Source organism: Streptomyces sp. WELS2, from assembly GCF_013870595.1.
Taxonomy (GTDB): domain Bacteria; phylum Actinomycetota; class Actinomycetes; order Streptomycetales; family Streptomycetaceae; genus Streptomyces.
The window spans coordinates 1-5,184 of record NZ_JACBWZ010000442.1 but is presented as its reverse complement, the minus strand read 5'-3'; the positions used below and the strand labels follow the sequence as shown (position 1 = coordinate 5,184).

General features: G+C 69.5%; 4 protein-coding genes. All 4 read right to left on the bottom strand.

What is annotated here, in order from left to right; all coding sequences use genetic code 11:
- The coding region (locus tag H5J33_RS22700; RefSeq protein WP_220212643.1) for a glycoside hydrolase family 2 TIM barrel-domain containing protein at positions 1-1,864 on the bottom strand (1,864 nt) is incomplete at its 3' end.
- A 12-nt stretch (positions 1,865-1,876) separates the two neighbouring features.
- Positions 1,877-2,743, bottom strand: a complete 867-nt coding sequence (locus H5J33_RS22695; RefSeq protein ID WP_181796755.1) for a carbohydrate ABC transporter permease — start codon at positions 2,741-2,743, stop codon at positions 1,877-1,879.
- The gene (locus H5J33_RS22690) at positions 2,740-3,693 is read right to left on the bottom strand and encodes a carbohydrate ABC transporter permease (protein ID WP_181796754.1); all 954 of its coding nucleotides are present in this window, start codon (positions 3,691-3,693) and stop codon (positions 2,740-2,742) included. Before H5J33_RS22690 ends, H5J33_RS22695 begins: the two co-directional genes overlap by 4 nt.
- 20 nt (positions 3,694-3,713) lie before the next feature.
- Positions 3,714-4,976, bottom strand: coding sequence for an ABC transporter substrate-binding protein (locus H5J33_RS22685; protein WP_181796753.1), 1,263 nt, complete (start codon positions 4,974-4,976; stop codon positions 3,714-3,716).
- Between the last annotated feature and the right edge of the window lie 208 nt (positions 4,977-5,184).

The following is a 5,184-nucleotide window of genomic DNA, read 5'->3' as shown; positions in this document are numbered from 1 at the left end:
ACTCGCCGGGAGCCAGCGCGGGCACCGGCAGCGTGCCCTGTGCCACCGGCTCGCCCTCGACCTCGTACGACCAGGTGAACGCCAGCGCCGAAAGGTCCGCGAAGTCGTGGCCGTTGATGACGCGGACGGTGCCGTCCGCGCCGTCGCCGGTGAGGGTGACGGGCTCGATCACCTTCTTGTACTCGATCAGCCCCGGGGACGGCCGCCGGTCGGGGAACAGCAGGCCGTCGCAGACGAAGTTGCCGTCGTGCAGTTCCTCGCCGAAGTCGCCGCCGTAGGCGTACCCCAGCCCGGGGTGGGCGATGCCGTGGTCGATCCACTCCCAGACGAAGCCGCCCTGGAGCCGGTCGTAGGTCCCGAACAGCCGCTGGTAGTCGGCGAGTCCGCCGGGGCCGTTGCCCATGGCGTGGGCGTACTCGCACAGGATGAGGGGAAGCTCGCGGCGCCGGCGCGGTCCGCCGTCCAGGCCCCGGCCGATCCGCTCCACCTCGGCGTGGCTCGCGTACATCCGTGAGTACACGTCCGTGTCCCGGCAGTTGACATCGCCTTCGTAGTGCAGCAGCCGGGAGGTGTCGCGGGCGCGGATCCACTCGGCCATCGCGGTCAGGCCCCGCCCGGTGCCCGCCTCGTTGCCCAGCGACCAGACCACGACCGACGGGTGGTTCTTGTCCCGCTCCACCATCCGGGCCGCCCGGTCCAGCAGGGCCGGCGTCCACCGGTCGTCGTCGACGGGGTTGTCCCGCCAGCCCTGTTCGGTGAAACCGTGCGTCTCCAGGTCGCACTCGTCGATCACCCACAGCCCGAACTCGTCGCACAGGTCGAGGAAGGCCGGGTGCGGGGGGTAGTGGGAGGTGCGGACCGCGTTGATGTTGTGCCGCTTCATCAGCAGCACGTCCTCGCGCATCGTCGCCGGGTCCAGCGCCCGGCCTCTCCCGGGGTGCCACTCGTGCCGGTTGACGCCCTTGAACAGCACCGCCGTCCCGTTGACCTTGATCAGCCCGTCCGACAGCTCCACCGTGCGGAACCCGATGCGCAGCCGCACCCGCTCGCCCCCGGTGGCCAGCGTCCCCTCGTACAGCCGGGGCGTCTCCGCCGACCACGGCTCGACCGGCACCGTCACCGGCTCCCCGGTGGGCACGTCGATGCCCAGCTCCGGCACGGTCACCCGGCCGTCCTCGTCGGAGTCGACCCGCAGCGTGCCCGTGCCGGTGGTGTGGTCGTAGGAGGCGTGCACGAAGAAGTCGAGGACACAGCCCGCCGGGCGGTGCAGCAGGGTGACGTCCCGGAAGATGCCCGGCAGCCACCACTGGTCCTGGTCCTCCAGGTACGAGCCCGCCGACCACTGGTGCACCCGCACGGCCAGCACGTTGCCGGCCGGCTTCAGCACATGCCCGACCGCGAACTCGTGCGGCAGCCGGGAGCCCTTGAACTCGCCGAGGTCCGTGCCGTTCAGCCAGACCCGGGCGCAGGACTCCACGCCGTCGAAGCGCAGCACCGCGCCCCCGTCCGCGGGCCAGCCGTCGGGCAGGTCGAACACGCGCAGGTGGTCGCCGGTCGGGTTCTCGGTCGGCACCCGGGGCGGGTCGACCGGGAACGGATACAGATGGTTGGTGTAGACCGGGGAGCCGTGGCCCTGGAGCACCCAGTGGCCGGGCACCGAGACCTCCGCCCAGCCACTGGCGTCGTACCCGCGCGCCGCGAAGGAGTCGTCCTCGGCGTCGGCGGTGTCCGACAGCCTGAAGCGCCAGGTGCCGTTGAGGGACAGGGACGGGGCGTCGGAGGACGCGTACCAGGCGCGGGGCGGCAGCGCCCCGGAGCCCGGCGAGACGTCCTCGACGTACCCGGTGGTCGTGGTCACGGACATGGGTCTCCTAGCTCAGCCCTTGATGCCGGTCTGCGCGATCCCCTGCACCAGCCAGCGCTGGAGGAAGAGGAACACGAACAGCAGGGGCAGGATCGAGATGGCGGTCGCCATGAAGATCAGGTGGTAGTTGACGGTCTGGTTGGTCATGTACGACGAGAGCGCGACCTGCACGGTCCAGGCGCTCGGGTCCTGGCCGATGACCAGCGGCCACAGGAAGGCGTTCCAGCCGCTGATGAAGGTGATCGTGGCGATCGCCGCGAAGAAGTTCAGCGAGTTCGGCACCACGACGCGCCAGTACGCGCCCCAGCAGCCGAGCCCGTCCACGCGCGCCGCCTCCTCCAGTTCCTTGGGGAACCCCAGGAAGTACTGCCGGAACAGGAAGCAGGTGAAACCGCTGAACAGCCCCGGCACGATCAGACCCCGGTAGCTGTCCACCCAGCCGAGTGACGACACCAGCACGAAACTCGGCACGAAGGTGACCGCGGCCGGGACCATCAGGGTCACCAGGACGGCGTAGAACACCTTGCCGGCGTGCCGGTAGGGGATGCGGGCGAGGGCGTAGCCGGCCAGCGAGCACACGACCAGGGTGCCGGCCGTGTGCAGGACGCCGACGACCAGCGAGTTCCACATCGACCGGCCGAAATCCACCGTCGGGTCCTCGAACGGCTCGGTGATGTTGCCCCACTGGATGCGGCTCGGGAAGAACTTCCAGTTCTCGCCGGTGATCTCGGGGTCGGTGGACAGCGCGTTGCGGACCAGCAGGTAGAAGGGGACGAGGAAGAGCAGCGCGGCGACGCTCGTCGCGAGGTACAGCCCGGCCGAGCCCATCACCCCGCCGCGCCGGGCGCGTGCGCGGGAGCCGGGTGCGGTGGTGGTCACTTGGACTCCTCCCCCCTGCCGAAGCCCATGATCCGGCCCTGGAACAGGGTGACGACGCAGATCAGCACGGTCAGCACCACGGCTCCCGCGCTGCCCTTGCCGTAGTTCTGGTCCTGGCCGAGCGCGGTGTAGTACAGCTCGACCAGCGGCGGGCGGCCCCAGGTGGTCTTGGACAGCAGGTTGAAGAACTCGTCGAAGGCCTGGTAGGCGGCCACGAGCAGCAGCAGGACCACGGCCGTGGAGGTGGCCCGCAGCTGCGGCAGCGTGATGTGCCGGAAGGTCTGCCAGCCGGCCTTGGCGCCGTCGATGGCGGCGGCCTCGTACAGCTCGCGGGGGATGTTCTGGAGCGCGGCCAGGAACAGGATCATGTAGAAGCCGGACTGGAGCCACAGCCGTGCGGTGATGACGACCAGCCAGTACCAGGGCGGGTCCGGGCTGGCGAGCCAGGCGGTATTGTCCACGCCGAACAGACCGAGGACGGTGTTGGCCAGGCCGAAGCGCACGCCGTTGAAGAGGGACATCTTCCAGATCAGCGAGGCGGCGACATAGCTGCACGCGGTCGGCAGGAAGAACACCGAGCGGTAGAACGCCCGCATGAACCGCAGCCGGTTCACCAGCAGCGCCAGGCCCAGCGAGAGTGCCCAGGTGGTGGGCACGATGAAGGCGGCGAACACGGTGAAGGTGCCGAGCGAGCCCATGAACCCGCTGTCGGACAGGATCTCCCGGTAGTTGCCCAGTCCCACGAACTCGCTGGGCGTCACCGTGAAGCGGGCCTCGAAGAAGCTGAGGTAGAGGCTCCAGCCGATCGGGACGTAGACGAAGACGGCCAGCCCGATCAGGAACGGGCCGGTGAAGAGCCAGAAGTCGAGGGTGCGGCTGCCGCGCAGCCGCCGGCGGGGCCGGTCCTCGGCGGTGCGGGCGGCGACCGCGCGCGTGGTGGTGGTCGGCATCTCGGGATCCGTCCGGCGGCCTAACCGAACAGCTTCTTCAGCTCGGCGTTCACCGTCTTGTCGCACCGGTCGAGCGCGGCCTCGGGGTCACCGCCCTTGCGGACGCAGTCGGCGAAGAGGTCCTCCGTCGCGGTGATCATGGCCTGGGTCCAGCCGATGTTGTCGAAGTGCCCGTACTCGTCGAAGAGCCGCACGCCCTCCGCGGGCAGGCCGGACTCCAGCTTGCCGGTCGCCCGGGCGATGGAGGTGCGCGGCGGGATGTGGAAGCCGTACGACGTCGCCCAGTCCTCCTGGTACTTCTTCTGGTCGAGCCACAGCCACTTGACGTACTCCTTGGCCGCGTCGACGTTCTTTCCCTTGGCGTTGACGAACATGGACCAGCCGCCGTTGTAGACGGACGGCCGGCCCGCGTCGCCGACCTTCGGGAACGGCATGATGCCGAGGTCGTCGCCGAGGGCCTGCTGGAACTGCGGCATGGCCCACATCCCGCAGAACTGGATGGCGCACAGGCCCTGGCTCAGCGCCGACGGGTCCCAGAAGTCGGCCGGGGCGTCCAGCAGCAGATGGCCGCTGGTGAACAGCTTCCGCATCGTCCTCAGGCCCTCGACCACGGCGTCCGTGTGATAGGCGATCTCGTTCTTCTCGTTCAGGGTGTCCGCGCCGGCCGACCAGAACAGCGGGTTGATCACCGCGTGCAGGTCGTTGCCGAGGAACAGGCCCTTGACCTTGCTCGTGGTGAGCCTGGCGGCGGCCTCCACCAGCTCGTCCAGCGTCCGCGGCGGCTCGACGCCCGCCTTCCGGAGCAGCGACTTGCGGTAGAAGAAGAACTGCGGGTCGTCGATCATCCGCACGCCGTAGATCCTGCCGTCCACCGTGTGCGACTGGATGTCGGCCCGGTTGAAGTCGTCCTTGACCGGTGCGACGAGGTCGGTCAGGTCCGCGACCTGGCCGCTTCTGACGAGCTGGATCTGCGGGTGGAACTCGAACAGGTCCGGCGCCTGGTCGGTGAGCAGGGACGCGAAGAGCTTGCTCTCGAAGTTGGAGCCGGTGATCCACTGGGTGGTCACGTCCGCCTTGGAGTACGCCTTCGCGTAGCGCTTGATCGCCTGCTCGGTGCCCGGCTCGCCGTAGGCGTGGAAGTACTGCACCAGCCGCTTGCCCGAACCCGAGCCGCCGCCACGGCCGTTGTTGCTCCCGCACGCGCCGAGCGCACCGGCGGCGGCCAGGCCCGCGGCGGCCCGGAGTATCGATCGACGGTCCCAGGTGCTGCTGTGTGCCGACATGCTGACGTCCTTGTCTGGTCGAGTGCGGCTGCGGCTCGCACGCCCGGTGGCCGAGGGCCGAAGGGGGTGTGGTGCGGGACGCTAACCTTCGCCTAAGGCTTCGGCAAGGGGTTGGACGAAGTCCGTACGAGTTGTTGCCCGTCGTTCGGGATCGCGAACGGGCTTATGGCACAAGGGAGATGGGCAACGCGGCGCGACCGGCGGCGCC

Coding starts and splice junctions, on each gene's coding strand:
- H5J33_RS22690 (WP_181796754.1), bottom strand. CDS start 3,693: ATGCCGACCACCACCACGCGCGCGGTCGCCGCCCGCACCGCCGAGGAC.
- H5J33_RS22685 (WP_181796753.1), bottom strand. CDS start 4,976: ATGTCGGCACACAGCAGCACCTGGGACCGTCGATCGATACTCCGGGCC.